The sequence below is a fragment of the Agrobacterium sp. MCAB5 genome (assembly GCF_052114365.1).
Lineage (GTDB): Bacteria > Pseudomonadota > Alphaproteobacteria > Rhizobiales > Rhizobiaceae > Agrobacterium > Agrobacterium tumefaciens.
In genome coordinates, this window is record NZ_JBFREP010000004.1 from 1 (window position 1) to 26,233 (window position 26,233).

38 protein-coding genes and 1 pseudogene are annotated in these 26,233 nt (G+C 57.9%); 33 read left to right on the forward strand and 6 right to left on the reverse strand.

The genetic code is table 11. The features are described 5' to 3' along the window. The 28 genes and pseudogenes from tuf to rplQ all read left to right on the forward strand — a co-directional run. Positions 1 to 148 (forward strand): annotated as a pseudogene (gene tuf / locus AB4Z23_RS10610) (elongation factor Tu); the annotation flags it as partial. Between the two features lie 313 nt (positions 149 to 461). Then, the gene (gene rpsJ / locus AB4Z23_RS10615) at positions 462 to 770 is read left to right on the forward strand and encodes a 30S ribosomal protein S10 (RefSeq protein WP_003507767.1); all 309 of its coding nucleotides are present in this window, start codon (positions 462 to 464) and stop codon (positions 768 to 770) included. Between the two features lie 166 nt (positions 771 to 936). Further along, entirely contained in the window at positions 937 to 1,578 is a 642-nt protein-coding gene (rplC, locus tag AB4Z23_RS10620) for a 50S ribosomal protein L3 (RefSeq protein ID WP_003516149.1), read from the forward strand. Between the two features lie 12 nt (positions 1,579 to 1,590). Continuing rightward, on the forward strand, positions 1,591 to 2,211 hold the full coding sequence (gene rplD, locus AB4Z23_RS10625) for a 50S ribosomal protein L4 (RefSeq protein ID WP_003516147.1): 621 nt from the start codon (positions 1,591 to 1,593) through the stop codon (positions 2,209 to 2,211). Next, positions 2,208 to 2,501, forward strand: coding sequence for a 50S ribosomal protein L23 (locus AB4Z23_RS10630; protein ID WP_003495178.1), 294 nt, complete (start codon positions 2,208 to 2,210; stop codon positions 2,499 to 2,501). Before rplD ends, AB4Z23_RS10630 begins: the two co-directional genes overlap by 4 nt. 43 nt (positions 2,502 to 2,544) lie before the next feature. Beyond that, entirely contained in the window at positions 2,545 to 3,381 is an 837-nt protein-coding gene (gene rplB, locus AB4Z23_RS10635) for a 50S ribosomal protein L2 (protein ID WP_003516146.1), read from the forward strand. A gap of 15 nt (positions 3,382 to 3,396) precedes the next feature. Further along, positions 3,397 to 3,675 (forward strand): 30S ribosomal protein S19, encoded by a 279-nt coding sequence (rpsS, locus tag AB4Z23_RS10640; RefSeq protein WP_003507772.1) that lies wholly within the window; start codon positions 3,397 to 3,399, stop codon positions 3,673 to 3,675. Positions 3,676 to 3,677: 2 nt separating this feature from the next. Continuing rightward, positions 3,678 to 4,067, forward strand: coding sequence for a 50S ribosomal protein L22 (gene rplV, locus AB4Z23_RS10645; protein ID WP_003495184.1), 390 nt, complete (start codon positions 3,678 to 3,680; stop codon positions 4,065 to 4,067). Beyond that, on the forward strand, positions 4,067 to 4,798 hold the full coding sequence (rpsC, locus tag AB4Z23_RS10650) for a 30S ribosomal protein S3 (RefSeq protein ID WP_003516138.1): 732 nt from the start codon (positions 4,067 to 4,069) through the stop codon (positions 4,796 to 4,798). The genes rplV and rpsC overlap by 1 nt, the downstream gene beginning before the upstream one ends. Positions 4,799 to 4,836: 38 nt before the next feature. Further along, positions 4,837 to 5,250, forward strand: a complete 414-nt coding sequence (rplP, locus tag AB4Z23_RS10655) for a 50S ribosomal protein L16 (RefSeq protein WP_003516136.1) — start codon at positions 4,837 to 4,839, stop codon at positions 5,248 to 5,250. Between the two features lie 12 nt (positions 5,251 to 5,262). Then, positions 5,263 to 5,463 carry a 50S ribosomal protein L29 gene (gene rpmC, locus AB4Z23_RS10660; RefSeq protein WP_003495193.1) on the forward strand — a complete coding sequence of 67 codons (201 nt, stop codon included), beginning with the start codon at positions 5,263 to 5,265 and terminating at the stop codon, positions 5,461 to 5,463. A gap of 11 nt (positions 5,464 to 5,474) precedes the next feature. Beyond that, the gene (gene rpsQ / locus AB4Z23_RS10665; RefSeq protein WP_003495195.1) at positions 5,475 to 5,711 is read left to right on the forward strand and encodes a 30S ribosomal protein S17; all 237 of its coding nucleotides are present in this window, start codon (positions 5,475 to 5,477) and stop codon (positions 5,709 to 5,711) included. Positions 5,712 to 5,945: 234 nt separating this feature from the next. Then, positions 5,946 to 6,314 (forward strand): 50S ribosomal protein L14, encoded by a 369-nt coding sequence (rplN, locus tag AB4Z23_RS10670; protein WP_003495199.1) that lies wholly within the window; start codon positions 5,946 to 5,948, stop codon positions 6,312 to 6,314. Positions 6,315 to 6,326: 12 nt separating this feature from the next. Next, the gene (rplX, locus tag AB4Z23_RS10675) at positions 6,327 to 6,635 is read left to right on the forward strand and encodes a 50S ribosomal protein L24 (protein WP_003516133.1); all 309 of its coding nucleotides are present in this window, start codon (positions 6,327 to 6,329) and stop codon (positions 6,633 to 6,635) included. Continuing rightward, positions 6,628 to 7,182 carry a 50S ribosomal protein L5 gene (rplE, locus tag AB4Z23_RS10680; protein ID WP_003495201.1) on the forward strand — a complete coding sequence of 185 codons (555 nt, stop codon included), beginning with the start codon at positions 6,628 to 6,630 and terminating at the stop codon, positions 7,180 to 7,182. The genes rplX and rplE overlap by 8 nt, the downstream gene beginning before the upstream one ends. Positions 7,183 to 7,215: 33 nt before the next feature. Next, the gene (gene rpsN, locus AB4Z23_RS10685) at positions 7,216 to 7,521 is read left to right on the forward strand and encodes a 30S ribosomal protein S14 (protein WP_003495202.1); all 306 of its coding nucleotides are present in this window, start codon (positions 7,216 to 7,218) and stop codon (positions 7,519 to 7,521) included. A gap of 12 nt (positions 7,522 to 7,533) precedes the next feature. Then, a complete protein-coding gene (gene rpsH, locus AB4Z23_RS10690) occupies positions 7,534 to 7,932 on the forward strand; it encodes a 30S ribosomal protein S8 (protein WP_003516131.1) in 399 nt (132 codons plus the stop codon). Between the two features lie 43 nt (positions 7,933 to 7,975). After that, positions 7,976 to 8,509: a 50S ribosomal protein L6 gene (gene rplF, locus AB4Z23_RS10695; protein ID WP_003516129.1), complete on the forward strand. Its 534-nt coding sequence runs from the start codon at positions 7,976 to 7,978 to the stop codon at positions 8,507 to 8,509. A 12-nt stretch (positions 8,510 to 8,521) separates the two neighbouring features. Then, entirely contained in the window at positions 8,522 to 8,884 is a 363-nt protein-coding gene (gene rplR / locus AB4Z23_RS10700) for a 50S ribosomal protein L18 (RefSeq protein ID WP_003516127.1), read from the forward strand. Between the two features lie 218 nt (positions 8,885 to 9,102). Beyond that, a complete protein-coding gene (gene rpsE / locus AB4Z23_RS10705; protein WP_003516126.1) occupies positions 9,103 to 9,672 on the forward strand; it encodes a 30S ribosomal protein S5 in 570 nt (189 codons plus the stop codon). An 11-nt stretch (positions 9,673 to 9,683) separates the two neighbouring features. After that, positions 9,684 to 9,890 (forward strand): 50S ribosomal protein L30, encoded by a 207-nt coding sequence (rpmD, locus tag AB4Z23_RS10710; RefSeq protein WP_003495212.1) that lies wholly within the window; start codon positions 9,684 to 9,686, stop codon positions 9,888 to 9,890. Positions 9,891 to 9,906: 16 nt separating this feature from the next. Next, positions 9,907 to 10,386 carry a 50S ribosomal protein L15 gene (gene rplO / locus AB4Z23_RS10715; RefSeq protein ID WP_441360094.1) on the forward strand — a complete coding sequence of 160 codons (480 nt, stop codon included), beginning with the start codon at positions 9,907 to 9,909 and terminating at the stop codon, positions 10,384 to 10,386. Positions 10,387 to 10,719: 333 nt separating this feature from the next. Beyond that, positions 10,720 to 12,060, forward strand: coding sequence for a preprotein translocase subunit SecY (secY, locus tag AB4Z23_RS10720; RefSeq protein ID WP_003516124.1), 1,341 nt, complete (start codon positions 10,720 to 10,722; stop codon positions 12,058 to 12,060). Further along, entirely contained in the window at positions 12,057 to 12,647 is a 591-nt protein-coding gene (locus AB4Z23_RS10725; RefSeq protein ID WP_003516123.1) for an adenylate kinase, read from the forward strand. Before secY ends, AB4Z23_RS10725 begins: the two co-directional genes overlap by 4 nt. Before the next feature lie 307 nt (positions 12,648 to 12,954). After that, positions 12,955 to 13,323: a 30S ribosomal protein S13 gene (rpsM, locus tag AB4Z23_RS10730; protein WP_003516122.1), complete on the forward strand. Its 369-nt coding sequence runs from the start codon at positions 12,955 to 12,957 to the stop codon at positions 13,321 to 13,323. Between the two features lie 138 nt (positions 13,324 to 13,461). Then, the gene (gene rpsK / locus AB4Z23_RS10735) at positions 13,462 to 13,851 is read left to right on the forward strand and encodes a 30S ribosomal protein S11 (RefSeq protein ID WP_003495225.1); all 390 of its coding nucleotides are present in this window, start codon (positions 13,462 to 13,464) and stop codon (positions 13,849 to 13,851) included. 195 nt (positions 13,852 to 14,046) lie between these two features. Continuing rightward, entirely contained in the window at positions 14,047 to 15,057 is a 1,011-nt protein-coding gene (locus AB4Z23_RS10740; RefSeq protein ID WP_003516121.1) for a DNA-directed RNA polymerase subunit alpha, read from the forward strand. Positions 15,058 to 15,175: 118 nt separating this feature from the next. Next, complete coding sequence (gene rplQ / locus AB4Z23_RS10745; protein ID WP_003495230.1) at positions 15,176 to 15,601, forward strand: 50S ribosomal protein L17; 426 nt, start codon at positions 15,176 to 15,178, stop codon at positions 15,599 to 15,601. A 79-nt stretch (positions 15,602 to 15,680) separates the two neighbouring features. Here the strand turns inward: rplQ and AB4Z23_RS10750 are convergent, their stop codons facing one another. Together AB4Z23_RS10750 and AB4Z23_RS10755 are read right to left on the reverse strand one after the other, a co-directional pair. Next, positions 15,681 to 16,004 (reverse strand): hypothetical protein, encoded by a 324-nt coding sequence (locus AB4Z23_RS10750; protein WP_441360095.1) that lies wholly within the window; start codon positions 16,002 to 16,004, stop codon positions 15,681 to 15,683. A 218-nt stretch (positions 16,005 to 16,222) separates the two neighbouring features. Then, positions 16,223 to 17,095, reverse strand: a complete 873-nt coding sequence (locus AB4Z23_RS10755; protein ID WP_441360096.1) for a DUF817 domain-containing protein — start codon at positions 17,093 to 17,095, stop codon at positions 16,223 to 16,225. A 57-nt stretch (positions 17,096 to 17,152) separates the two neighbouring features. Between AB4Z23_RS10755 and AB4Z23_RS10760 the strand changes: the two genes are divergently transcribed. Next, positions 17,153 to 17,581, forward strand: a complete 429-nt coding sequence (locus AB4Z23_RS10760) for a ribosomal maturation YjgA family protein (protein WP_421477571.1) — start codon at positions 17,153 to 17,155, stop codon at positions 17,579 to 17,581. Here the strand turns inward: AB4Z23_RS10760 and msrQ are convergent. Together msrQ and msrP are read right to left on the reverse strand one after the other, a co-directional pair. Continuing rightward, positions 17,535 to 18,182: a protein-methionine-sulfoxide reductase heme-binding subunit MsrQ gene (gene msrQ / locus AB4Z23_RS10765; RefSeq protein WP_080798280.1), complete on the reverse strand. Its 648-nt coding sequence runs from the start codon at positions 18,180 to 18,182 to the stop codon at positions 17,535 to 17,537. The two genes, AB4Z23_RS10760 and msrQ, sit on opposite strands and share 47 nt — an antisense overlap. Before the next feature lie 2 nt (positions 18,183 to 18,184). Continuing rightward, positions 18,185 to 19,126 carry a protein-methionine-sulfoxide reductase catalytic subunit MsrP gene (msrP, locus tag AB4Z23_RS10770; protein WP_421477573.1) on the reverse strand — a complete coding sequence of 314 codons (942 nt, stop codon included), beginning with the start codon at positions 19,124 to 19,126 and terminating at the stop codon, positions 18,185 to 18,187. Between the two features lie 312 nt (positions 19,127 to 19,438). On the opposite strand from msrP, the gene ilvD reads away from it, so the two are divergent. Beyond that, positions 19,439 to 21,274 (forward strand): dihydroxy-acid dehydratase, encoded by a 1,836-nt coding sequence (gene ilvD, locus AB4Z23_RS10775; protein ID WP_013636431.1) that lies wholly within the window; start codon positions 19,439 to 19,441, stop codon positions 21,272 to 21,274. A gap of 264 nt (positions 21,275 to 21,538) precedes the next feature. Further along, complete coding sequence (locus AB4Z23_RS10780) at positions 21,539 to 22,540, forward strand: serine hydrolase domain-containing protein (protein ID WP_441360097.1); 1,002 nt, start codon at positions 21,539 to 21,541, stop codon at positions 22,538 to 22,540. 3 nt (positions 22,541 to 22,543) lie between these two features. On the opposite strand, the gene AB4Z23_RS10785 is transcribed toward AB4Z23_RS10780, so the two are convergent. Beyond that, positions 22,544 to 22,897 (reverse strand): lysozyme inhibitor LprI family protein, encoded by a 354-nt coding sequence (locus AB4Z23_RS10785; RefSeq protein ID WP_019567060.1) that lies wholly within the window; start codon positions 22,895 to 22,897, stop codon positions 22,544 to 22,546. 174 nt (positions 22,898 to 23,071) lie between these two features. Here AB4Z23_RS10785 and AB4Z23_RS10790 point away from each other — a divergent pair, with 174 nt between their 5' ends. Both AB4Z23_RS10790 and AB4Z23_RS10795 read left to right on the forward strand, forming a co-directional pair. Continuing rightward, positions 23,072 to 24,478, forward strand: a complete 1,407-nt coding sequence (locus AB4Z23_RS10790; protein ID WP_003516104.1) for a DegQ family serine endoprotease — start codon at positions 23,072 to 23,074, stop codon at positions 24,476 to 24,478. After that, the gene (locus AB4Z23_RS10795; protein ID WP_421477577.1) at positions 24,475 to 25,791 is read left to right on the forward strand and encodes a replication-associated recombination protein A; all 1,317 of its coding nucleotides are present in this window, start codon (positions 24,475 to 24,477) and stop codon (positions 25,789 to 25,791) included. The genes AB4Z23_RS10790 and AB4Z23_RS10795 overlap by 4 nt, the downstream gene beginning before the upstream one ends. An 81-nt stretch (positions 25,792 to 25,872) precedes the next feature. Here AB4Z23_RS10795 and AB4Z23_RS10800 read toward each other — a convergent pair whose 3' ends face one another. Further along, complete coding sequence (locus tag AB4Z23_RS10800; RefSeq protein WP_441360098.1) at positions 25,873 to 26,187, reverse strand: DUF1883 domain-containing protein; 315 nt, start codon at positions 26,185 to 26,187, stop codon at positions 25,873 to 25,875. Positions 26,188 to 26,233 lie beyond the last annotated feature (46 nt).

Sequence of the window (26,233 nt, forward strand, 5' to 3'; positions counted from 1 at the left end):
AGGCACGGAAATGGTTATGCCTGGCGACAACGTSACTGTTGAAGTCGAGCTKATCGTTCCGATCGCGATGGAAGAAAAGCTGCGCTTCGCTATCCGCGAAGGCGGCCGTACCGTCGGCGCCGGCATCGTCGCTTCTATCGTCGAGTAATTTCACGACGTTGAAATTCAGACCGGCGGCGGTGTTACCCACACCGCCGCCGGGCTTTTAGTAAAAAAGCCTGGCGGCGTTGCATTTTTAGTGCTTGAAAAATTCGGTGAAAGCGCGTAAACGCGCATTCACACTCACCCGCTGGATTCGCAAGCAATTGCGGAGCGCGGTGTTTTAGCAATACAGACTACTGAAATGATTGGGGTGCGACGCGCATCCCTCTCGATTTTTGAAAATCTGCGGCGCCACGATCAATAGAAGTTCATGTGTTTCCGCGTGCGGAAACGAATAACAAAGAACAAGGACAAGACGAATGAACGGCCAGAATATCCGTATCCGCCTCAAGGCGTTCGATCACCGGATCCTCGATGCCTCTACCCGTGAAATCGTGTCGACCGCAAAGCGCACCGGCGCCAGCGTTCGCGGCCCGGTTCCGCTCCCCACCCGCATCGAAAAGTTTACCGTCAACCGCTCTCCTCACGTTGATAAGAAGAGCCGTGAACAGTTCGAAATGCGGACGCACAAGCGTCTTCTCGATATCGTTGACCCCACCCCGCAGACCGTCGATGCTCTGATGAAGCTTGACCTGGCTGCCGGCGTTGACGTGGAAATCAAGCTCTAAGACTGGCCTGACCTCATCCAAGTGAGGGCCATATAACAAGGAAGGTACGTGGAGAAATCCAACGGCTTCCAATCCGGAGACCGGAAACATCGTGAGATGTCGAAGGGCACTCCTTAACAAAGGCCAAAAAGGGTTTTCCCTTCAAGGCTCGCAAGAGGATGAACCAATGCGTTCAGGTGTGATTGCACAGAAAGTGGGTATGACCCGCGTCTACAACGACGCTGGTGAACATATTCCAGTAACAGTATTGCGGATGGATAACGTACAAGTCGTTTCCCAGCGCACGGAAGACAAGAATGGCTACACCGCAGTTCAGCTCGGTGCCGGCCAGTCCAAGGTCAAAAACACGACGAAGGCGCTTCGCGGTCATTTTGCCGCTGCCAATGTCGAACCGAAAGCAAAGCTCGTCGAGTTCCGGGTTTCCCCCGAGAACCTGATCGATATCGGTGCAACACTGACCGCAACTCATTTTCAGGCCGGCCAGCTGGTCGACGTAACGGGAACCACGATCGGTAAGGGTTTTGCCGGTGCTATGAAGCGTCACAACTTCGGTGGTGGTCGCGCTTCGCACGGTAACTCCGTATCGCACCGTGCGCACGGTTCGACTGGTAACAACCAGGATCCGGGCCGCGTGTGGAAGGGCAAGCGCATGGCTGGTCATATGGGCCAGACGCGCGTTACGACCCAGAACCTCGAAGTCGTTTCGACCGATGAAGACCGTGGCCTGATCCTCGTTAAGGGTGCAGTTCCCGGTTCCAAGGGCGCCTGGATCATCGTCCGCGACGCCGTCAAGTCGGCCGCGAAGTAAGGGAGCCTTATCATGGAATTGAACGTCAAGACCCTCGAGGGAAAAGACGCCGGCAAGGTTTCTCTGTCGGACGAGATTTTCGGCCTCGATCCCCGTCAGGATATCCTGGCCCGTATGGTTCGCTGGCAGCTTGCAAAGAAGCAGCAGGGAACGCACAAGACCAAGACCCGTGCGGAAGTTTCCCGTACTGGTGCGAAGATGTACAAGCAGAAGGGTACGGGCCGCGCTCGTCACCATTCGGCTCGCGCACCGCAGTTCCGCGGCGGCGGCAAGGCCCACGGCCCGGTCGTTCGCAGCCACGCACACGACCTTCCCAAGAAGGTTCGCGCGCTTGCTCTGCGTCACGCCCTGTCTGCAAAGCTGAAGGCTGAAGATCTGATCATCGTCGATCAGCTCGTCGCGTCCGAAGCAAAGACCAAGGCTCTGCTGGGCAGCTTCGCTTCGCTTGGCCTGACCAACGCTCTCGTTATCGGTGGCGCAGAACTTGATGGCAACTTCAAGCTCGCAGCTCAGAACATCCCGAATGTGGACGTTCTGCCGGTTCAGGGCATCAATGTTTACGACATCCTGCGTCGTGGCAAGCTCGTGCTTTCCAAGGCTGCTGTAGAGGCTCTGGAGGAGCGGTTCAAATGACGGATCTTCGCCACTACGATGTGATCGTATCTCCTTCGATCACGGAAAAGTCGACGCTGGTATCCGAACAGAACCAGGTCGTATTCAACGTCGCCAAAAGCGCTTCCAAGCCTGAAATCAAGGCTGCCGTGGAAGCTCTCTTCGGCGTCAAAGTCACGGCTGTGAACACGCTTATCCGCAAGGGTAAGACCCGTCGTTTCCGTGGGTTCGCCGGTAAGCTGAAAGACGTCAAGAAAGCCGTCGTTACGCTCGCCGAAGGTCAATCCATCGACGTGTCCACCGGACTCTAAAGGTTAGGCCCAAGCGGGCAAAGACCCAAAAGGGAACAAGAATATGGCATTGAAAAGTTTCAATCCGACCACGCCAAGCCAGCGTCAGCTGGTTATCGTGGACCGCGCTTCGCTCTACAAGGGCAAGCCGGTAAAGGCTCTCACCCAGGGCCTCAGCTCCAAGGGTGGCCGCAACAACCAAGGCCGGATCACCGTCCGGTTCCAGGGTGGTGGTCACAAGCGGACCTACCGTCTGGTGGACTTCAAGCGTCGCAAGTTCGACGTTGAAGGCACCGTTGAACGTTTGGAATACGACCCCAACCGCACCGCGTTCATCGCGCTGGTTACGTATACCGACGGCGAACAGGCTTACATTCTCGCGCCACAGCGTCTCGCTGCCGGTGACAAGGTGATCGCCTCCGACAAGGCAGTGGACGTGAAGCCCGGCAACACCATGCCGCTTCAGTACATTCCGGTCGGTTCGATCATCCACAACGTCGAGATGAAGCCAGGTAAAGGCGGTCAGATTGCCCGCTCCGCCGGTACGTACGTCCAGCTCGTCGGCCGCGATGCCGGTATGGCTATCCTGCGTCTCAACTCGGGCGAACAGCGTCTGGTGCACGGCTCCTGCCTCGCATCGATCGGCGCAGTTTCGAACTCCGATCACGGCAACACTAACGACGGCAAGGCCGGTCGTTCGCGTTGGCGTGGCAAGCGTCCGCACGTTCGCGGCGTCGTCATGAACCCGGTCGACCACCCGCACGGTGGTGGTGAAGGTCGCACGTCGGGTGGTCGTCACCCGGTTACTCCGTGGGGTAAACCCACGAAGGGCAAGCGCACCCGTTCGAACAAGTCGACCGACAAGTTCATCATGCGTTCGCGCCATCAGCGCAAGAAGTAAGAGGAGAAGTCTCAAGTGGCTCGTTCAGTTTGGAAAGGTCCGTTTGTTGACGGCTATCTTCTCACTAAGGCTGAGAAGGTGCGCGAAAGCGGACGCAATGAAGTAATCAAGATCTGGAGCCGTCGCTCCACGATCCTGCCGCAGTTCGTCGGATTGACGTTTGGCGTCTACAACGGCAGCAAGCATGTGCCCGTCTCTGTCAATGAAGACATGGTCGGACACAAGTTCGGTGAATTCTCTCCGACCCGTACCTATTACGGTCACGGCGCGGACAAGAAGGCAAAGAGGAAGTAATCATGGCGAAGGCTAAGACCGAACGCCGGCTGAAGGACAATGAGGCTCAGGCCATTGCCCGTACGCTCCGCGTCAGCCCCCAGAAACTGAACCTGGTTGCCGCTCTTATCCGTGGCAAGAAGGTAGATCGCGCTCTCGCCGAGCTCGAATTCTCCCGCAAGCGCATCGCAGGGACCGTCAAGAAGACGCTCGAATCTGCGATTGCCAATGCGGAAAACAACCATGACCTCGACGTCGACGCTCTCGTCGTCGCCGAGGCCTATGTTGGCAAGTCCATCACCATGAAGCGTTTCCACGCTCGTGGCCGTGGTCGTGCATCCCGCATTGAAAAGCCGTTCTCTCACCTCACGATCGTTGTTCGTGAAGTTGAGGAAAAAGGGGAGGCCGCATAATGGGTCAGAAAATCAATCCGATCGGCTTYCGCCTCGGCATCAACCGTACCTGGGATAGCCGCTGGTACGCTGACACCGCTGAATACGGCAAGCTGCTGCATGAAGACCTGAAGATCCGGGCTTACCTGATCAAGGAACTCAAGCAGGCCGGTATCGCCAAGGTTGTCATCGAGCGTCCGCACAAGAAGTGCCGCGTYACGATCCATTCGGCTCGTCCGGGTCTCATCATCGGCAAGAAGGGCGCGGACATCGAGAAGCTYCGCAAGAAGCTTTCTGAGATGACCAACTCCGAAACGCACCTCAACATCGTTGAAGTGCGCAAGCCGGAAATCGACGCGACTCTCGTCGCTCAGTCGATCGCCCAGCAGCTCGAGCGCCGCGTGGCTTTCCGCCGTGCGATGAAGCGTTCGGTTCAGTCCGCAATGCGTCTTGGCGCCGAAGGCATCAAGATCACCTGCGGTGGCCGTCTCGGTGGCGCCGAAATCGCTCGTACCGAATGGTACCGTGAAGGACGCGTTCCGCTGCACACGCTGCGTGCGGACATCGACTACGGCACAGCTGAAGCGGAAACCGCGTTCGGCATCTGCGGCATCAAGGTCTGGATCTTCAAGGGCGAAATCCTTGAGCACGATCCGATGGCCTCTGAGCGTCGTGGTCTCGAAGGCGATGCTCAGGGCCCTGCAAGCCGTGAGCGTGGCGATCGTCCCGATCGTCGTCGCGAAAACGCTTGATTGACGCTGGCGAAAGATAAGCTCGGAGAAGTAAGAAAATGTTGCAGCCAAAGCGTACTAAGTACCGCAAGCAGTTCAAGGGACGCATCAAGGGCGTCGCCAAGGGCGGCTTTGACCTGGCATTCGGTGAATTCGGCTTGAAGTCGCAGGAACCGAACCGCGTGAACGCACGCGAGATCGAAGCGGCCCGCCGCGCGATCACGCGTTACATGAAGCGCGCAGGTCGTGTGTGGATCCGCGTATTCCCWGACGTTCCGGTAACGGCAAAGCCGACCGAAGTTCGTATGGGTAAGGGCAAGGGTTCGGTCGAATACTGGGCATGCAAGGTCAAGCCCGGTCGTATGATGTTCGAGATCGACGGTGTGTCCGAGGAGATCGCCCGCGAGGCGCTTCGTCTCGGCGCTGCCAAGCTCTCGGTCAAGACGCGCTTCGTACAGCGCATCGCAGAGTAAGGAGCAAGGCACATGAAAGCCGATGAAGTTCGCGGCCTCAGCGCCGACCAGCTCAAGGACAAGCTCGCCGATCTGAAGAAGGAGCAGTTCAACCTGCGCTTCCAGAAAGCGACTGGCCAGCTGGAGAAGTCCTCGCGCATCAACGAAGTCCGCAAGGACATCGCCCGCGTTAAAACCATTGCCCGCCAGAAGGCGGCAGAAGCCAAGGCCTAAGGAAAAATAATATGCCGAAACGCATTCTGCAGGGCGTCGTAGTGTCCGACAAGAACGAGAAGACTGTTGTAGTCCGGGTTGAGCGCCGATTCGCTCACCCGCTGCTCCAGAAGACCGTTCGCCGTTCGAAGAAGTACAAGGCACACGACGAAAACAATCAGTATAAGGTCGGCGATGTCGTTTCCATCGAGGAATGCGCACCGATCTCCAAGGACAAGCGCTGGACGGTCGTTTCCGCCCAGGCTTAATTTCATCAGAATCGCGCCAGGTCTCTTGTACTTGGCGCGAAATACTGTATGAAGCACCGCAAGGACGCTCGTGAATCGAGCGTCTTTTGCTTTGATGCGCACGGAAGGTCCTTCGGGAAACCACCCTGTCACGACATTTCCGCGCAAAAAAAGAGACATTCATAAGCTGGGGCAGGGGGCTCACTCGGGAGAGTTTGCCCAACCGTTCCGGTAACAACAAGAAGGCGACCTGACATGATTCAGATGCAAACAAACCTCGACGTGGCGGATAATTCCGGCGCACGTCGTGTCATGTGCATCAAGGTGCTGGGCGGCTCGAAGCGCAAATATGCTTCTGTTGGCGACATTATTGTCGTTTCCATCAAGGAAGCTATTCCGCGCGGCCGCGTCAAGAAGGGCGATGTGATGAAGGCGGTTGTCGTTCGCACCGCCAAGGACATCCGTCGCGCTGACGGCAGCGTCATCCGTTTCGATAACAACGCAGCCGTTCTTATCGACAACAAGAAAGAGCCCATCGGCACCCGTATCTTCGGACCGGTTCCGCGCGAACTTCGCGCCAAGAACCACATGAAGATCATCTCGCTGGCTCCGGAAGTACTGTAAGGAGCGTATGCGATGCAGAAAATTCGTAAAGGCGACAACGTTGTCGTATTGACCGGTAAGGACAAGGGCCGTACCGGCGAAGTAATCCAGGTTTTGCCGAAGGAAGATCGGGCCGTTGTGCGTGGCGTTAACATGGTGAAGCGTCACCAGCGCCAGACCCAGGCTCAGGAAGCTGGCATCATCAACAAGGAAGCGTCCTTGCACATCTCCAACATTGCCATCGTCGATAAGGATGGCAAGCCGACCCGCGTTGGCTTTACTGTTGTAGACGGCAAGAAGGTCCGCGTGGCCAAGCGTTCGGGAGAAGTGATCGATGGCTGATAAGTACGAGCCGCGTCTCAAGACGGAGTACGTTTCCCGTATCCGTGGCGCCATGCAGGAGAAGTTCTCCTACGCCAACGTGATGATGATCCCGAAGCTTGAAAAGATCGTGATCAACATGGGTGTTGGCGAGGCAACTGCCGACTCCAAGAAGCCAACCATTGCTGCCGGTGACCTGGCTGCGATTGCCGGCCAGAAGCCGGTTGTTACCCGCGCTCGCAACTCGATCGCTGGTTTCAAGGTTCGCGAAGGCATGCCGATCGGYGCGAAGGTTACCCTTCGTGGCGCCCGCATGTATGAATTCCTTGATCGCCTGGTCAACATCGCGCTGCCGCGCGTTCGCGACTTCCGGGGTCTGAACCCGAAGAGCTTTGACGGCCGTGGCAACTTCGCCATGGGCATCAAGGAACACATTGTGTTCCCTGAGATCAACTACGATAAGGTTGATCAGATGTGGGGCATGGACATCATCGTTTGCACGACGGCGACGTCGGACGACGAAGCACGGGCTCTGCTTACAGAGTTCAACTTCCCGTTCCGTCACTAACCGTAACGACGAGCGTAGAAAAGGAACTCCGATATGGCGAAAACAAGCGCAGTTGAAAAGAACAAGCGCCGCCGCAAGTCGGTCGCCCAGCAGGCCACCAAGCGGGCTGCACTGAAGGCGATCGTGATGAACCAGTCCCTTCCGATCGAAGACCGGTTCAAGGCCACTCTGAAGCTCGCTTCGCTGCCGCGTGACGGCTCGAAGACGCGTATCCGCAACCGCTGCGAAGTAACGGGCCGTCCGCGCGCGTTCTATCGCAAACTCAAGATGTCGCGTATCGCGCTTCGTGAGCTGGGCAATTCCGGCAAGGTGCCGGGCATTGTCAAGTCGAGCTGGTAAGGAGACGGGCACATGACCATGACTGATCCTTTGGGTGATATGCTCACCCGCATCCGCAATGGTGCTGCTCGCCGTAAGTCTTCGGTAAGCACGCCTGCTTCCAGCCTCCGCGCACGCGTTCTCGACGTGCTGCAGGCTGAAGGCTACATTCGCGGTTATTCCAAGGTCGATTTCGAAAACGGCAAGGCCGAATTCACGATCGAACTGAAGTACTACGAAGGCGCGTCCGTGATCCGTGAGATCGGCCGCGTTTCTAAGCCGGGCCGCCGAGTTTATGTCTCGGTTAAGTCCATTCCGCAGGTCGCGAACGGCCTCGGCATCACTATCCTTTCGACCCCGAAGGGCGTGATGGCCGATCACCAAGCTCGCGAACAGAACGTTGGTGGCGAGGTTCTTTGCTCGGTCTTCTAAGACCCGAGCACGGATCTCCATAACGAACAGACAGGATTGAACAATGTCTCGTATCGGTAAAAAGCCCGTTCAGGTTCCAGCAGGTGTTACGGCCAATGTCGACGGCCAGAAGGTCACTGCTAAGGGCCCGAAGGGTGAACTGTTTTTCGTCGCTAATGACGACATCCAGCTGAAACTCGAAGATAATGGCGTTTCCGTAACGCCGGCCAACAACACCAAGGAAGCTCGTTCCAAGTGGGGCATGTCCCGCACGATGATCGAGAACATCTTCAAGGGTGTTAAGGACGGCTACGAACGCAAGCTCGAAATCAACGGCGTCGGTTACCGTGCCGCCCTGCAGGGCAAGAACCTGCAGCTGGCTCTCGGTTTCAGCCACGATGTTGTTTACGAGCCTCCGGTCGGCATCACCATTGCCGTTCCGAAGCCGACGGAAATCATCGTTTCCGGCATCAACAAGCAGCAGGTTGGCCAGGTTGCCGCGGAAATCCGCGAATACCGTGGTCCCGAGCCCTACAAGGGCAAGGGCGTGAAGTACGCTGAAGAGCGTATCGTCCGCAAAGAAGGCAAGAAGAAGTAAGGATCACGCGAAATGGCTAGCAGGAAAGAAGCACTTGCACGTCGCGCGAGCCGTGTGCGCCGCCAGATCAAGGCGGTTGCCAATGGCCGCCCGCGCCTGTCGGTTCATCGCTCGTCGAAGAACATCTACGCTCAGATCATCGATGACGTTGCTGGCAAGACGCTTGCGTCTGCCTCCACGCTCGAAGCCGATCTGCGCGGCTCGCTCAAGACCGGCGCCGACGTTGCAGCAGCAGCTGTCGTAGGCAAGCTGGTTGCAGAGCGTGGCGTCAAGGCTGGCGTCAAGGATGTCGTATTCGACCGTGGCGCATTCATCTATCACGGCCGTATCAAGGCTGTGGCAGAAGCTGCCCGCGAAGGCGGTCTGAACTTCTGAGTGCTTGACCCTTTCGATTGTTCGCAATCGARAGAARGGGTCACGCACCACTCAAGATCCTGCAGCGTCCTTTGCGTGTCGGTTTCGACACGCGGCGCTGCAGTTTCCGCCCTGACAACGATCCGGGCGGAATTTCACCGGACCATGCGGGTCTCTTCATCGAGGCCGGTGGTCTTTTCGTTTGCCGTTCCACCCGTAAAAGAAAAAGGACAAGGACAATGGCACAGGAAAAAAGAGGTTCTCGCGACGACCGCCAGAACCGTGAAGAACGCGATAGCGAATTCGTCGACAAGCTGGTCGCGATCAACCGCGTTGCAAAGGTTGTTAAGGGTGGCCGTCGCTTTGGCTTCGCCGCTCTCGTCGTTGTCGGCGACCAGAAGGGCCGCGTTGGCTTCGGTCACGGCAAGGCTCGCGAAGTTCCGGAAGCCATCCGTAAGGCAACCGAGAGCGCAAAGCGCGATCTGATCTTCGTTCCGCTGCGCGATGGCCGCACGCTGCATCACGACGTCAATGGCCGTCACGGCGCAGGCAAGGTTCTGCTGCGTTCGGCCAAGGCCGGTACCGGTATCATCGCCGGTGGTCCGATGCGCGCTGTTTTCGAAACGCTGGGCGTTCATGACGTTGTTGCCAAGTCGACCGGTTCTTCGAACCCGTACAACATGGTTCGCGCAACGTTCGACGCTCTGAAGCATCAGGTTCATCCTAAGGACATCGCTGCACAGCGTGGTCTCAAGTATGCGACCCTTCAGTCTCGTCGTGCCGCTTCCGGCAACGCTTCTGAAGAATAAGGAGCTGGATCATGGCCAAGAAGACTACTGAAGCCAAAAAGACTGTTACGGTCGAACAGATCGGCAGCCCTATCCGCCGCCCGGCAATCCAGCGTCAGACGCTGGTCGGTCTGGGTCTCAACAAGATGCACCGTCAGCGCACCCTGGAAGATACTCCTGCGGTTCGCGGCATGATCCGTGCGGTCCAGCATCTCGTTCGCGTCGTTGACGAGAAGTGAGACGGAGTAACCTATCATGAAACTCAATGAAATCAGAGACAACGAAGGCTCCACCAAGGACCGTATCCGCGTAGGTCGCGGTATCGGTTCCGGCAAGGGCAAGACCGGTGGTCGCGGTGTGAAGGGTCAGAAGGCTCGTTCGGGCGTCGCCATAAACGGTTTTGAAGGCGGTCAGATGCCAATCTACCGTCGTCTTCCGAAGCGCGGTTTCAACAACATTTTCGCTTCCGAATTTGCTGTTGTATCGCTTGGTCGCATTCAGACCGCCATCGACGCCAAGAAGCTCGACGCTTCCGCAACGATCGATGCTGCTGCTCTCAAGGCTGCTGGCGTTATCCGTCGCACCAAGGACGGCGTTCGCATTCTCGCTGACGGCGAACTGACGAGCAAGGTTGCTTTTGAAGTTGCCGGCGCTTCCAAGCCTGCACTCGAAAAGATTGAGAAGGCTGGCAGCTCTATCAAGMTTCTCGCAGTTGCAGCTGAAGCTTCCGAGTAATATATAGACTTCAGACGCCCGGGGCATAGTCGCTCCGGGCGTTTGCGCTCCCTGGCTTATGGTGCTCTCGATTTAAATCGATTTATTGTGGCATCATGGCAAACTCTTCGCGGTGCAGCTGTTATGCGCGCCACATGCGGCATAAAGTGCCGCAGGGAGAGCCTCACAGTTCTTGAACTTCCTTGAGGGAGGGGATAGGACATAAAAAAACAGGGTGAGGCATGATGGCGGCGCAACGCCGTGTTCGTCCGAAGCCCGTTTTTGAACCGGTATTTTTAGACCTTTCCGCATTGGCCGGTTTCGCTGGCCGGCAAGGGTCATTCGGAGAAATTTATGGCTTCAGCAGCGGAACAACTGGCTTCGAACCTGAATTTTTCGACCTTCGCTAAGGCGGAGGATCTGAAAAAGCGTCTCTGGTTTACTCTTGCCGCACTTCTCGTCTACCGTCTTGGTACCCACATTCCGCTTCCGGGTCTGAACCCAGAAGCCTATGCGCAGGCCTTCCGTGGCCAGGCCAACGGTATTCTCGGTCTTTTCAACATGTTTGCGGGTGGCGCAGTCGAGCGTATGGCGATCTTCGCCCTCGGCATCATGCCTTACATCTCCGCTTCGATCATCGTGCAGCTCATGACCTCGGTCGTGCCTTCGCTCGAAGCGTTGAAGAAGGAAGGCGAAGCCGGACGCAAGATCATCAACCAGTACACGCGCTACGGCACGGTACTGCTTGGCACCCTGCAGGCCTACGGCATCGCTGTCGGCCTTGAGAGCGGCAACGGCCTCGTGGTCGATCCTGGCCTGTTCTTCCGTATTTCCACCGTCATCACGCTGCTCGGCGGCACKATGTTCCTGATGTGGCTTGGCGAACAGATTACCTCGCGCGGCATCGGCAACGGTATTTCGCTCATCATCTTTGCCGGTATTGCCGCAGGTCTGCCCAAGGCGCTTGCCGGCACGCTGGAACTCGGCCGCACCGGTGCGCTGTCGACGACGCTCATCCTCATGGTCGTTATCGTGGCAATCGGCGTCATCGCACTGATCGTTTTCGTGGAGCGCGCCCAGCGCCGTCTGCTGATACAATATCCGAAACGCCAGGTCGGCAACCGGATGTTCCAGGGCGATACCTCGCATCTGCCGCTGAAGCTCAACACRGCTGGCGTTATTCCCGCGATCTTCGCATCCTCGCTGCTGCTTCTGCCTGCGACGGCTGCCGGTTTTGCCGGAAACACCAACCTGCCGGGCTGGGCAACCTCGATCATCGCGTCGCTGCAGCATGGACAGCCGCTGTTCATGGCGCTCTACGGCCTGCTCATCGCGTTCTTTGCATTTTTCTACACGGCTATCGTCTTCAATCCGAAGGACACGGCCGATAACCTCAAGAAGCATGGCGGCTTCATTCCGGGCATTCGTCCGGGCGAGCGCACCGCGGAGTACATCGATTACGTYCTGACCCGTATCACGGTKGTYGGCGCTGTTTATCTTGTCTTCGTGTGTATCCTTCCTGAGACACTTATCGCACGTACGGGCATTCCATTAGCCCTTGGTGGTACTTCGCTTTTGATCGTTGTCAGTGTAACTCTGGACACGGTTGCGCAAATTCAGGGACACCTGATCGCGCAGCAGTATGAAGGACTGATCAAGAAGTCGAAGTTGCGTGGAGGAAAGAGGGGACGATGAGACTGATATTTTTAGGTCCGCCGGGTGCGGGCAAGGGAACCCAGGCCAAACGCCTGACTGACAAGTACGGGATCCCGCAGCTTTCCACCGGTGACATGCTTCGCGCTGCGGTTAGCGCGGGCACGGAAATAGGCAAGCGCGCCAAGGCCGTCATGGACGCCGGCGGGCTGGTTTCCGACGATATCGTCAATCAGATCGTTTCCGAACGCATCGAAGCTCCGGACTGTGCCAAGGGTTTCATTCTCGATGGCTATCCGCGCACCGTTCCGCAGGCCAAGGCGCTTGCCGAGAACATGCACAAGAAGAACGTTGCCCTCGATGCCGTCATCGAACTGAAGGTGGACGAGGAGGCGCTGATTCGCCGAATCGAAAATCGCGTTGCAGAGACCATCGCTGCCGGTGGCACGGTTCGTTCCGACGACAATCCGGAAGCCTTCCGCAAGCGGTTGACGGAGTATCGCGAGAAGACTGCGCCGCTGTCGCAATATTACAGCGAGCAGGGTGAACTTGTGACACTGGATGGCATGGCTGATGTCGATGCCGTCACCGCGGCCATCGAACGGGTTCTGGAAAAGGCCTCGGCCTGATGGTTGGAGCGGGATGGTGAAAACCGCAGGCGGTTTTCCCGGCAAATCCTGTGCTCCTGATACGGCGTATCCTTTGGATCGCAAAAGAATCTTGGCGGAGCCGGTTGCTTTTTAGCGCTGATTCCGTTAAACACCGCGCCAACTCGCGACATCCCAAGCGACTGGCGCGGATTTCCCTTAAGGGAGGGAAATCCGGGTTCGGTCGTTTTGACTTGTCACGGACATCAATTTTGAACTGGCGGTCGTGTCGGCCGCTCGAATGGAATCACCACTTGCCGGATGGCAACTGGAACCAAGGAGAAAAGACGTGGCACGTATCGCTGGCGTCAACATCCCGACTGCAAAGCGCGTTGTTATTGCGCTGACGTATATTCACGGGATTGGTCCGAAATTCGCGCAGGAAATCATGGACAAGGTCGGTCTTCCGGCTGACAAGCGCGTTCATCAGCTTACGGATGCTGAAGTTCTTCAGATCCGCGAAGCCATCGACCGCGACTATCAGGTCGAAGGCGATCTTCGTCGCGAGACCTCGATGAACATCAAGCGTCTGATGGACCTCGGCTGCTACCGCGGCCTGCGTCACCGTCGTGGCCTTCCGGTCCGCGGTCAGCGCACGCACACCAACGCCCGCACCCGTAAGGGTCCGGCGAAGGCTATCGCTGGTAAGAAGAAGTAATTTTCCGGTTCTCCGGAAAGGAGAGGCTGGTGCGGTCTGCGCCAGCCTTTCTGAGTTTGGCGTGAAGCTCGGAAACGGGTCGATCGCTGGTGTAGCCGCTGGTGTTACGGCGGTGAAGAGATCAATGAAAGGTATAAAATGGCCAAGGAAGCCGCACGCGTTCGCCGTCGCGAACGTAAAAATATCACGTCGGGCGTCGCGCATGTCAACTCGACCTTCAACAACACGATGATCACCATCACCGACGCACAGGGCAATGCTATTGCCTGGTCGTCCGCTGGTGCCAAGGGCTTCAAGGGTTCGCGCAAGTCGACCCCGTTTGCTGCCCAGATCGCTGCTGAAGATTGCGCGAAGAAGGCTCAGGAACACGGCATGAAGTCGCTTGAAGTTGAAGTTTGCGGTCCGGGTTCCGGCCGTGAATCGGCACTTCGCGCTCTGCAGGCTGCCGGTTTCATGATCACTTCCATTCGCGACGTGACGCCGATCCCGCACAACGGTTGCCGTCCGCGCAAGAAGCGCCGCGTCTGACGCGACCGTGGTTCGGAAATTCCGCCTTTCCTTCGGTCTGGCGGAATTTTCGTGTATCTGGCGTGTGCGCGTCGATTTCGATCGACGGACTTGCGCTCAAGAACCCACTGATGAACCGCGGAATTAGGTTCCTCTCAGTGTTTTCATGCTCGGTCCGTCACGATTGGATGGTGGCGGCGAACGGAAGGTTTAAAGATGATTCAGAAGAACTGGCAGGAACTTATCAAGCCGAACAAGGTCGAGTTCACCTCGTCCAGCCGCACCAAGGCAACGCTCGTTGCCGAGCCGCTGGAGCGTGGTTTCGGTCTTACTCTCGGCAACGCGCTGCGTCGCGTTCTGTTGTCTTCTCTGCGTGGTGCCGCTGTTACGGCCGTGCAGATCGACGGTGTCCTGCACGAATTCTCCTCCATCCCCGGCGTTCGGGAAGATGTGACGGATATCGTGCTCAACATCAAGGAAATCGCCATCAAGATGGATGGTGACGATTCCAAGCGCATGGTCGTGCGCAAGCAGGGTCCGGGTTCGGTAACCGCTGGTGACATCCAGACGGTTGGCGACATCGAGATCCTGAACCCCGACCACGTGATCTGCACGCTGGACGAAGGCGCTGAAATCCGCATGGAATTCACCGTCAACAACGGCAAGGGTTACGTACCGGCTGAGCGCAACCGCGCGGAAGATGCCCCAATTGGCCTCATTCCGGTGGACAGCCTGTATTCTCCGGTCAAGAAAGTGTCCTACAAGGTGGAAAACACCCGTGAAGGTCAGGTTCTCGACTATGACAAGCTGATCATGACGATCGAGACCAACGGTTCGGTTTCCGGCGAAGACGCCGTTGCCTTCGCCGCTCGCATTCTTCAGGACCAGCTCGGCGTCTTCGTCAACTTCGACGAGCCGCAGAAGGAAGCAGAAGAAGAATCGGTTACCGAACTCGCGTTCAACCCGGCGCTTCTCAAGAAGGTCGACGAGCTGGAACTGTCCGTTCGTTCGGCAAACTGCCTGAAGAACGACAACATCGTCTATATCGGCGACCTGATCCAGAAGACCGAAGCCGAAATGCTTCGCACGCCGAACTTTGGTCGCAAGTCGCTGAACGAAATCAAGGAAGTTCTCGCTTCCATGGGTCTGCACCTCGGTATGGAAGTACCGGCATGGCCGCCTGAGAACATCGAAGATCTCGCCAAGCGTTACGAAGACCAATACTAACAAACAAGAAGGCAGACCTTAAAGACTGCCTTTCCCCGTCAAACAGCAGATAAGTCATCTGCATGTGCCAGGAAACGGCAGGCCTTAGAGAAGGCACCTGCGTAGAAGGAGAATAGCAATGCGCCACGGTAATTCAGGCCGCAAGCTCAATAGAACCGCCAGCCACCGCAAGGCAATGTTTGCCAACATGGCTGCTTCGCTCATCACCCATGAGCAGATCGTCACCACCCTTCCTAAGGCGAAGGAAATCCGTCCGATCGTCGAGCGTCTCGTGACGCTTGGCAAGCGCGGCGACCTGCACGCTCGTCGTCAGGCGATCTCGCAGATCAAGGATCAGGACGCTGTTCGCAAGCTGTTCGACGCAATCGCTTCGCGTTACGCAACCCGCAACGGCGGCTACCTGCGCATCATGAAGGCTGGCTTCCGCCAGGGCGACAACGCGGCTCTGGCCGTTGTTGAATTCGTCGAGCGTGACGTTGACGCCAAGGGCGCAGCCGATAAGGCTCGCGTTGCTGCGGAAGCTGCTGCTGCCGAAGCTGCGTAAGGTCTGACGCCGTTCAGGCGTCGTGAATTAAAAAGCCGGGTGAGAAATCACCCGGCTTTTTTATTTTCCAAAAGAATAGTCATGAACGACGCAGATAGTAACCGTCAGTGCCGTCGTCACCTTCGATCAACTCGACGGTCCGGTTGAGAAGCCATCTAATTCCCTTACCTTCGGCACCAAATTCAGCATTGGATGTGTTCCAAAGATCTCCAATCAAGCTATCTGAAACATCAGAGCGCAACAGGGATACAAGGAATGTAYTGAGCKCATTTCGCTCCTTTTTAGTTAAGTGATACAAACCTAGAAGTAAGACGCCATCCAAGCTTTCGAACATTTCGAAGTCTTGGATCATATAGCCTGTAAATTTCAGGAATACGGGTGCGGGTGTAATGGTCTTTTTCACAATATCGGCGTTCCGAGGGTAAGCTGTATCAACATAGAAGCCATTAGGGCGGCTGGCGTCGTGAACAATAAATACGCCAACTTCGTAATTTTCGCTTGTCTTGTATGTCGCCCGATAGATTTTTGGCAGGATTTACTTAATGATATCTATGTTATTGCTCTCTATCGGCTCGATGTCCTGCAATCGTCGTTTTTAACGATGCTTGGAAAGCGCTCGCTTCACTCCGGAACGTGTATACGGGCCTTGATGTGCTTGAGTTGCGCGACAATCGTAAACGTCATGATGACCAGCAGCGACCACGAACTCCACTTGCCGATATGGACGACGGACCATGCGGCGATCTGATCGGGATATTTCCAGATACCGAAGAATGTGGAGATGTTTTCCGCCAGCCAGACGAAAAACCCTATCAGGACGAAGGAGAGAAGCAGCGGCATCTTTCGATCCCGATCATAGGGACGGTAGACCACCGTTGCGCGGGAATAGAGGCCGATGGCGCAGGCGGCGATGTACCAGCGGTAGTCACCGATAAAGTGGTGGGTGAAGAAGTTGGCGTAGATGGCGATGCCGATCAGCGTTGCCATCCAATAGGTGGGATAATTGCGAATGCGCACATCCAGCAGGCGCCACGCCTGGATGATGTAGCTGCCGACGGCGGCGTACATGAAGCCGGAAAAGAGCGGCACGCCGAGGACCTTGCTATAGGCGAAGTCGGGGTAGGACCAGGATTGGATAGCGCTTGACGTCTTGAACACCTCAAGCGCGAAGCCGACGATATGGAACAGCAGGATGACCTTGGCCTCGTCAAGCGTTTCCAGCCTGCTCCAGATCATGAAGAACTGGATGCCGAGCGCGACGATCAGCAGCACGTCATAACGTGGAATGCCAAATACCCCACCATGCGGCACCACGAAGATGGAAATGAAGAACAATCCCGCAAACAGGCAGGCACGGGCTTCCTTGATGCCGAAATAGAGAAATTCGATGACAAAGCGCCTGATGCCCTTGAGTTCGCCCCAAGGATAGGTATCGCACAGAAGATTGTCCAAAACCGAGAGGCGGGTTGCGGCTGGGCCTGTTGCTGTGCTCATGTTCGCGCCTCGATTTGTATCCGTTAAATTTTCATACGAAAACCGGAAGGAACTCGCATGGGTCTGTCACGCCTTTCCCCGCCTTATTTTGCCCGCATCCGGCTTTTGGCGGCGGCCATGATGGTGATCATTGGCGGTCTTTGCTTGCGGGCGTTCGGCTACGAGGTGGGATTGCCGTTCGTGGCGGTAAAATATGGCGGATCCGTGCTCTGGGGGGCGATGGTCTATCTGCTGCTGGCGGCCATCCTTCCGTCCCGCTGGTACGGTTACGAGGTTCACATCGCCGTCATCGCCGTCATCGTCGTGGAACTGATCCGGCTCGTTCATTTCCCGGCGCTGGACGCGTTTCGCGCAACGGCGGCCGGAGCTTTGCTGCTCGGCCGCGTTTTCTCGGTGTGGAATATCGTCTGCTATATCGGCGGGATCGCGGTGGCGTCCTTTACGTCCGGACGGGGCTTGCGCGCCTTGCCCTCTTCGCCGCCATGATAGAGGGCCGCACCAGCCGATACCCGAGCAACACCACCATCGTACTGATATAAAACACCGGCTCGAGCGTGATCGATTTTCGCGCCAGCACGAAATGCAGTACGCCGACGATGAGCACGAGATAGACGAGCTTGTGCAGCGTGTTCCAGCGGCTGCCGAGCTTGCGGATCGACCAGCGGTTGGAGGTGAGCGCGAGCGGCAGCAGCATGACGAGCCCCGCCATGCCGAACATGATATAGGGCCGCTTGAGAATATCAGCGGCGATGGAGCTGAAGACCAGGCCGCGATCCAGAACCAGATAGACGCTGAAATGTGCCAGCACGTAATAGAAGGCGATCAGTCCCAGCGCCCGGCGATAGGCGATGAGGTTGACGTTGAAGAGATCGCGCAGCGGCGTCACCAGCAAGCCGAGGCACAGAAAGCGCAGCGCCCAGATTCCGAGCAGGTGCTCGAAATCCTTGACCGGATTGAAGCCGAGGCCGCCGGTTGCGGCGAGGTAAAAATACCAGAGGCCGGGACAGAGGCCGATGACATAAAGCGACCARATGGCTGCCGGCTGGTAACGCTTCGGCAGTGAGGGAAGCGAAAAGGCGAGGGCCATGATCAGTAATTCGCCTTTAGATCGAGGCCGGTATAGAGGCTTGCCACCTCGTCATAGCCGTTGAACATCAGGGTAGGGCGGTTCTGGGTGCCGAAAAAGCCGCCTTCGCCGATGCGYTGTTCCGTTGCCTGGCTCCAGCGCGGATGGTCCACATGCGGATTGACGTTGGAATAGAARCCGTATTCGCGGGCGTTGGAGTTTTTCCACGTCGTTTCCGGCTGTTTCTCGACAAGCGAAATACGGACGATGGATTTGATGCCCTTGAAGCCGTATTTCCAGGGAACGACGAGGCGAATGGGCGCGCCATTCTGGTTCGGCAGGGTTTCGCCGTATAGTCCRACGGCAAGAATGGTCAGAGGATGGCGGGCCTCATCTAGGCGTAGACCCTCGACATAGGGCCAGGACAGAGGCTGGAACAGGCCGCTCTGRCCCGGCATTTCCTCCGGCCGCACCACGGTTTCGAAGGACACGTATTTCGCGCTGCCGAGTGGCTCCACCTTGTCGAGAAGTGCGGCGAGAGGGAAACCGATCCACGGAATGACCATCGACCAGCCCTCGACGCAGCGCATGCGATAGGTGCGCTCCTCTAGCTGATATTTCATCAGCTCTTCGATGCCAAATTCCTGCGGTTTGGAGACAAGGCCATCCACCTTTACCGTCCAGGGGGTGGGCTTGAACTTGCCGGAATTTTCCTTCGGGTCGGATTTGCCCACTCCGAACTCATAGAAATTATTGTAGCTGGTGACGGCATCGAGCGGGGTGAGCTTCTCGTCCAGCTTGTAAGCGCCTGCTTTGGCAGCAAGCGGAGCAGCGACAGCCTCGCGGCCGGAAAGCCCGATTGCCGCAAGCCCCGCCGCCGTGCGCAGGAAGCCACGTCTCGAGAGGTAGATATTCTTCGGCGTGATTTCTCGTGCCGGGATGAGGGGCGGACGATAGGCGGGCATTTCAACCTCCACAAAAGCCGGGTGCATCGGCGATAAATCGATTATGATAGGCTATACGGCCGCTGCACAGATATGTTTCAGCACTCTGCGCAAAAACAGCGGCCGGGCGGCGAAAATCGCGCATTTGTGATGACAGGCCGCGCGAATTGCAACATTCAAACCGGGCGTACCGTACCGAACCGTACTGTTTTGCCCGAAGGTGACAGTGACAGGGCTTACGGTTTGCGCTAGAAAAACCGCAAAATAGGGCGAGGGCATTTTGACCGCGGTGCGGGAATGCGCTCTTCTGCCCAAGAGATCGAGGAAAACACCATGCCAGTCTATCGCTCCAGAACGACAACCCACGGCCGCAACATGGCGGGCGCGCGCGGCCTATGGCGCGCCACCGGCATGAAGGACAGCGATTTCGGCAAGCCCATCATCGCGGTGGTCAATTCCTTCACGCAATTTGTGCCGGGCCATGTGCATCTGAAGGATCTCGGCCAGCTCGTTGCGCGTGAAATCGAAGCSGCCGGTGGCGTTGCCAAGGAATTCAACACCATCGCTGTCGATGACGGCATCGCCATGGGCCATGACGGCATGCTTTATTCGCTGCCGTCGCGCGAAATCATCGCTGACTCGGTCGAATACATGGTCAACGCCCATTGTGCCGACGCGATGGTGTGCATCTCCAACTGCGACAAGATCACCCCCGGCATGCTGAATGCGGCGATGCGCCTCAACATTCCCGCCGTCTTCGTTTCCGGTGGTCCGATGGAAGCGGGCAAGGTTGTTCTGCATGGCAAGACGGTCGCGCTCGATCTGGTTGACGCCATGGTCGCAGCTGCGGACGACAAGATTTCCGATGAGGACGTCAAGATCATCGAGCGTTCCGCTTGCCCGACCTGCGGTTCCTGTTCCGGCATGTTCACTGCCAATTCCATGAACTGTCTGACCGAGGCGCTAGGCCTGTCATTGCCCGGCAACGGTTCGACGCTTGCCACCCATTCGGACCGCAAACGCCTGTTCGTCGAGGCCGGTCACCTGATCGTCGATCTGGCGCGCCGTTATTACGAGCAGGACGACGAGACCGTTCTGCCGCGCACCATTGCCAACAAGGCTGCGTTTGAAAACGCCATGTCGCTGGATATCGCCATGGGCGGTTCCACCAACACGGTGCTGCATATTCTGGCGGCAGCGCATGAGGGCGGTGTCGATTTCGGCATGGAAGACATCGACCGTCTTTCCCGCAAGGTTCCCTGCCTTTCCAAGGTCGCGCCTGCCAAGCAGGACGTGCACATGGAAGACGTTCACCGCGCCGGCGGCATCATGCGCATTCTCGGTGAGCTGGATCGTGGCGGTCTCCTCAATCGCGATACCTACACGGTGCACGAGGCGACGCTGGGCGACGCCATCGACCGTTGGGACATCACCCGMACCAACAGCGAAACCGTGCGGCAGTTCTTCAAGGCTGCCCCCGGCGGCGTGCCGACGCAGGTGGCMTTCAGCCAGTCGTCGCGCTGGGACGATCTGGATACGGACGGTGAAAACGGCGTTATCCGCTCGGTTGAAAAGCCTTTCTCCAAGGATGGCGGTCTGGCCGTGCTTTATGGCAACATCGCTCTTGATGGCTGCATCGTGAAGACGGCGGGTGTCGACGAATCCATCCTTAAATTCAGCGGTCCGGCKGTTGTTTACGAAAGCCAGGACGCGGCGGTGAAGGGCATTCTTTCCAACGAGGTCAAGGCAGGTGATGTCGTCGTCATTCGTTACGAAGGACCGAAGGGCGGCCCCGGAATGCAGGAAATGCTCTATCCGACCAGCTACCTCAAGTCCAAGGGCCTCGGCAAAGCCTGCGCGCTKATCACCGACGGACGTTTTTCGGGCGGCACATCCGGCCTGTCCATCGGCCATGCCTCGCCGGAAGCGGCGCAGGGCGGTGCTATCGGCCTCGTGCGTCAGGGCGACTTGATCGAGATCGATATTCCCAACCGCACGATCAACCTCAAAGTTACGGATGCGGAACTGGCAGCCCGCCGCGCCGAGCAGGATCAGCTCGGCTGGAAGCCTGCGGAGTTCCGCAAGCGCAACGTCACGACAGCGCTGAAGGCCTATGCGGCTTTTGCGTCCAGTGCCGACAAGGGTGCTGTTCGGATTTTGCCGGAGTAATCTGGCGGGCAGGGTCCTACATTGCAGGCAGCCTGAGCCGCTCTTCTGAGCGGCTTTTTCTTGTTCTGACCCAGATTACGCGCGTCGTTAAGAAACAGATTCAATTGCCTCAGAGCTTGATTCTCCAAGCTCGCGCAACACGYTGTTTCKSCACCGYAAATTCTAAACCATCCGGCCGTCCACCCKCCRTGCCRKCAGTCACATTGGAGTGATGTTCCGTCACTTGCCCTTTTCCAACGCGCCGCGATGCCTAACTTCAGCACCATGAAAAGACGAACCGCACTCGGCCTTATCGCATCCCTGCCTTTCGCCCGCCTTGCCCACGGGCAAACGGCAGGCAATGGCGCCCGCTTCAGTCCATTGCTCAACGAGGCGGATGGGCTTTCGAGCCTTAAAGCCGCCATCGTCAGTATTGACGGCCAAGAGGTGGCCAGCCGTGCCTATCACGGCGCCAACCTTATGGGTTCCACCAACATCAAGTCGGCCTCGAAATCTGTGATTTCCGCGCTGGTCGGCATGGCGATCGACCGCAAGATATTGGCCGGGGCGGATCAGCCGATTGCCACGATCCTGCGCAGCGATTTTCCGCCGAACCCCGATGCGCGTCTGGAAAGGGTAACCATCGGCAACCTGCTTTCCATGCAATCCGGTCTGGAACGAATGTCCGGCCCGAACTACGGCCGCTGGGTCGCCAGCCGCAACTGGGTGCGAATGGCGCTGGGGTCGGGTTTTGCCGGAGAGCCGGGCGGTGGCATGCTTTACTCCACCGGTTCCACGCATCTGCTTTCGGCGATTTTGACCAAGGCATCCGGCCGTTCGACGCTGTCGCTGGCGCGCGACTGGTTCCGGCCGCTGSAGGGCTTCTCAATCGGCGGCTGGGAGCGCGACCCGCAGGGCATCTATCTSGGCGGCAACCAGATGGCGATGACGGCGCGGTCGCTGCTGGCTTTCGGCGAGCTTTACCGGCTGGGCGGGGTAACGCCAGGCGGCGAGCGTTTGATTTCGCAGAGCTGGATCGATCAATCCTGGCAACAACGCACCAATTCCGTCTTCAACGGCGATGGTTACGGCTATTGCTGGTTCATCAAGGAGATGGCGGGCGAGACGGTTTATTATGCCTGGGGCTACGGCGGGCAGATGCTCTATATCGTCCCCGCCAAACGGCTTTCGGTGGTTATGACGTCCCGTGAGGATGCGCCTTCGGCGAGAACCGGTTATCGCGACCAATTGCATGGGTTGATGGAGAATATCATTCGCGTTGCGTGAAAATCAGAGCGGTCTGTTTATGCTCTGGAAAGCTTCCCCGAGCCGCTTCATGCGCTCCTCATAGGCACTTGTAATGCAGGCGACATCCGCATTGCATTCCTGACGCTTTTTCAACCATTGGCTCTGTTCTTCGCGCAAGGTGTCGCGTGCGCCCATCGCCATGAGTTGTGTCAGGATGTCGAAGGTGGTGACCATCTTCACGTCCTGATCGTTGAGGGCTCGGTTGTCGCAGATCGCCTTTTCATCCGCGGCCAGATCAGGCTTCGTGCAATCGAAGCTGGCGGCGTTGGCGGGCGAACCCAGTGAAGCGCAGGCGAGGAGGATGCCGGAGGCAAGGATTGTCTGTTTCATGTGCATGGGTCGTCTCATTTTGAGGACAGGCTCGTTTGGGTGAAACCGAAATGGGGTGCTGTTGGTTCCACCYGCACAAGCCGGTCAWCGCATGAAAAAGATCGGCCATCATCTTGCCGCGCTTTGCTTTATAGGCTTTCRCGTTATAACTCCATCATACTGATGAGGATGAGGAATCACATGCAGAGCGTGCTGAAGTATCTGTCCACCGGCTTTCTTGCGGCGCTGCTTCTCGTTCCGGTCGGAGCGCAGGCGCAGGACAACAAGACCGTGCCCGCAAGCCACACGGAAATGCAGCTTTCCTTCGCGCCGCTGGTCAAGCGTACCGCGGGCGCTGTGGTGAATGTCTATGCCGAACGCATCGTGCAGCGGCGCTCGTCGCCCTTCGCCGGCGACCCGTTCTTCGAACAGTTCTTCGGCCAGCAGATGCCGAACCGCACGGAGAAACAGTCCTCGCTCGGATCGGGTGTGATCGTRACSGCCGGCGGCCTYGTGGTGACCAATAATCACGTCATCGATGGCGCCGACGACATCAAGGTGGCGCTGGCGGATGGGCGTGAATTCTCCTCCAAGGTGCTGCTGAAGGACGACCGGGTCGATCTTGCCATTCTGCAGATCGACGCGAAGGAACAGTTTCCGGTGCTTTCGCTTGGCAATTCGGATGCCATTGAAGTCGGCGATCTCGTGCTTGCCATCGGCAACCCCTTCGGTGTCGGCCAGACGGTAACGAGCGGCATCGTCTCGGGGCTGGCGCGCAACCAGGTGACGCAGGGCGATTTCGGCTTCTTCATCCAGACCGACGCCTCCATCAACCCCGGCAATTCCGGCGGTGCGCTGATGAACATGGCGGGTGAGTTGATCGGCATCAATACTGCCATCTTCTCCAAGGGCGGCGGGTCGAACGGCATCGGTTTTGCCATTCCCGCCAATCTGGTCCGCGTTTTCGTTGCCGCCGCCGAGCGTGGCGACGCGAACTTCCAGCGGCCCTATATCGGCGCGACCTTCGATCCCGTCACCTCCGATGTCGCCGAGGCGCTCGGCCTGCACCGCGCGCGCGGTGCGCTCGTCGTCAGCGTCGTCAAGGGCGGCCCGGCGGAGAAAGCTGGCATCGAGCCGGGGCAGGTCGTAACGGCGGTCAACGGTTTGGAGGTGGAGCATCCCGATGCACTCGGTTATCGCCTCACGACGGCTGGTATCGGCAAGTCCGCCGAATTGACGCTGGTGGAGAARGGYAAAGAGAAGAAGGTGACCATTGCGCTCGACACGGCGCCGGAAACCGCGCCGCGTGATGAACGGCTGCTGGAGGGACGCAATCCCTTGGCGGGCGCGACTGTCGCCAATCTCTCGCCGAAGCTTGCGGATGAACTGCGCATGCCTTCGCAGGTGACCGGCGTCGTCGTCACCGATGTGAAGCGCGGTTCGCCGGCCTATCGGGTCGGTTTCCAGCCGAAGGACGTCATCCTRTCGCTGAACGGCTCGGATATCGGCTCCACGGCTGCGGTCGAAAAGGCGCTGGATGACAATCCCGGCTTCTGGCGGGTGGAAATCCTGCGTGACGGTCAACGCATCCGGCAGTTCCTGCGATGAGCGATGACCTCTTTGCCCCACAGGTGCCTGTCGAGGTCGCCAACCGGCGACCTCTTGCCGACCGCCTGCGTCCGAAGACGCTGGCGGAGGTGACCGGGCAGCCGCATCTGACGGGTGAAGAGGGCGTGCTGCGCCGTATGATCGATAGCGGCTCACTCGGATCGATGATCTTCTGGGGACCGCCCGGCACCGGCAAGACGACGGTCGCGCGTCTGCTTTCGGGSGAGGCCGGGCTGGCTTTCGARCAGATTTCGGCGATCTTTTCCGGTGTTGCCGATCTCAAGAAGGTKTTCGAGGCAGCACGCACACGCCGGATGAAYGGCCGGCAGACGCTGCTTTTTGTTGACGAGATCCATCGTTTCAACCGTGCYCAGCAGGACAGCTTCCTGCCGGTCATGGAAGACGGCACCATCATTCTTGTGGGTGCAACCACCGAAAACCCGTCCTTTGAACTGAATGCCGCTCTTTTGTCGCGGGCGCGTGTCCTCACTTTCGGTTCGCATGACGAGGGGAGTCTGGGCGAGCTTTTGAAGCGCGCCGAAGAGGCGGAGGGCAAGCCTCTGCCGCTGACCGAGGAGGCGCGTGTCAGCCTGATCCGGATGGCCGATGGCGACGGCCGCGCCGTGCTGACGCTTGCCGAAGAGGTCTGGCGTGCGGCGCGCAAGGACGAGACTTTCGATACCGAAGGGCTGACGCGCATCGTGCAGCGGCGCGCGCCGGTTTACGACAAGGGACAGGACGGCCACTACAATCTGATTTCCGCGCTGCATAAATCGGTGCGCGGTTCGGACCCGGATGCGGCGCTTTATTATCTCTGCCGCATGTTCGATGCCGGCGAAGACCCGCTCTTTATCGGGAGGCGGCTGGTGCGCATGGCGGTGGAGGATATCGGCCTTGCCGATCCGCAGGCGCTTGCCGTCTGCAATGCCGCCAAGGACGCCTATGATTATCTGGGTTCACCGGAAGGCGAACTGGCGCTGGCGCAGGCCTGCGTCTATCTCGCCACCGCGCCGAAATCGAATGCCGTTTATACAGCCTTCAAATCGGCGATGCGGGCGGCCAAGGAAAACGGCTCGCTGGTGCCGCCAAAACATATTCTGAACGCGCCGACAAAGCTGATGAAGGGCGAGGGTTATGGTGACGGTTACCGTTACGACCATGACGAGCCGGATGCCTTTTCGGGACAGGACTATTTTCCGGAAAAAATGGGGCGCAAGACGTTTTACGATCCGCCCGACAGGGGTTTYGAGCGGGACATCCGCAAGCGTCTCGACTGGTGGGCGAAGCTGCGCCGCGAGCGCGGTTCGCGTTAAAAAGCTTTCTTCACAAAAAGAATCAGGCGCTTGCCAAAGTGAGTCGTAAAACCGCGCCATCCAACTGTTTCCAAAGGGAAATCAGGATGCCTTYCGGTGTTGYATGACCTGCGACGGCGCAGGCAGCATCTTGACCGAGGATTCCGCCAGACCGCTATGCCCTTCGGCATCGATCACCAGATGCCAGTGCAAGGTCTCGGGAATGCTGATGCGGATCGGCGATTTTTTCGCGACGCCGCCGAGATATTTGAAATCGAGCAATTCKGTGAAACGCTGGAARTTTGCGCCTGTCATCAGCCGTACATTGTTGACGGCCGAAAGGGACACCTCAATGGTCGTCCCAGCCCGCAATTCCTTCAGGTCATAGTGTGTAAAGCGGAAATTCGGCCGTGACATTGCGCGTCTCCCTGTACCTGTATTTTGGCAAAAGAGGATAGGACGT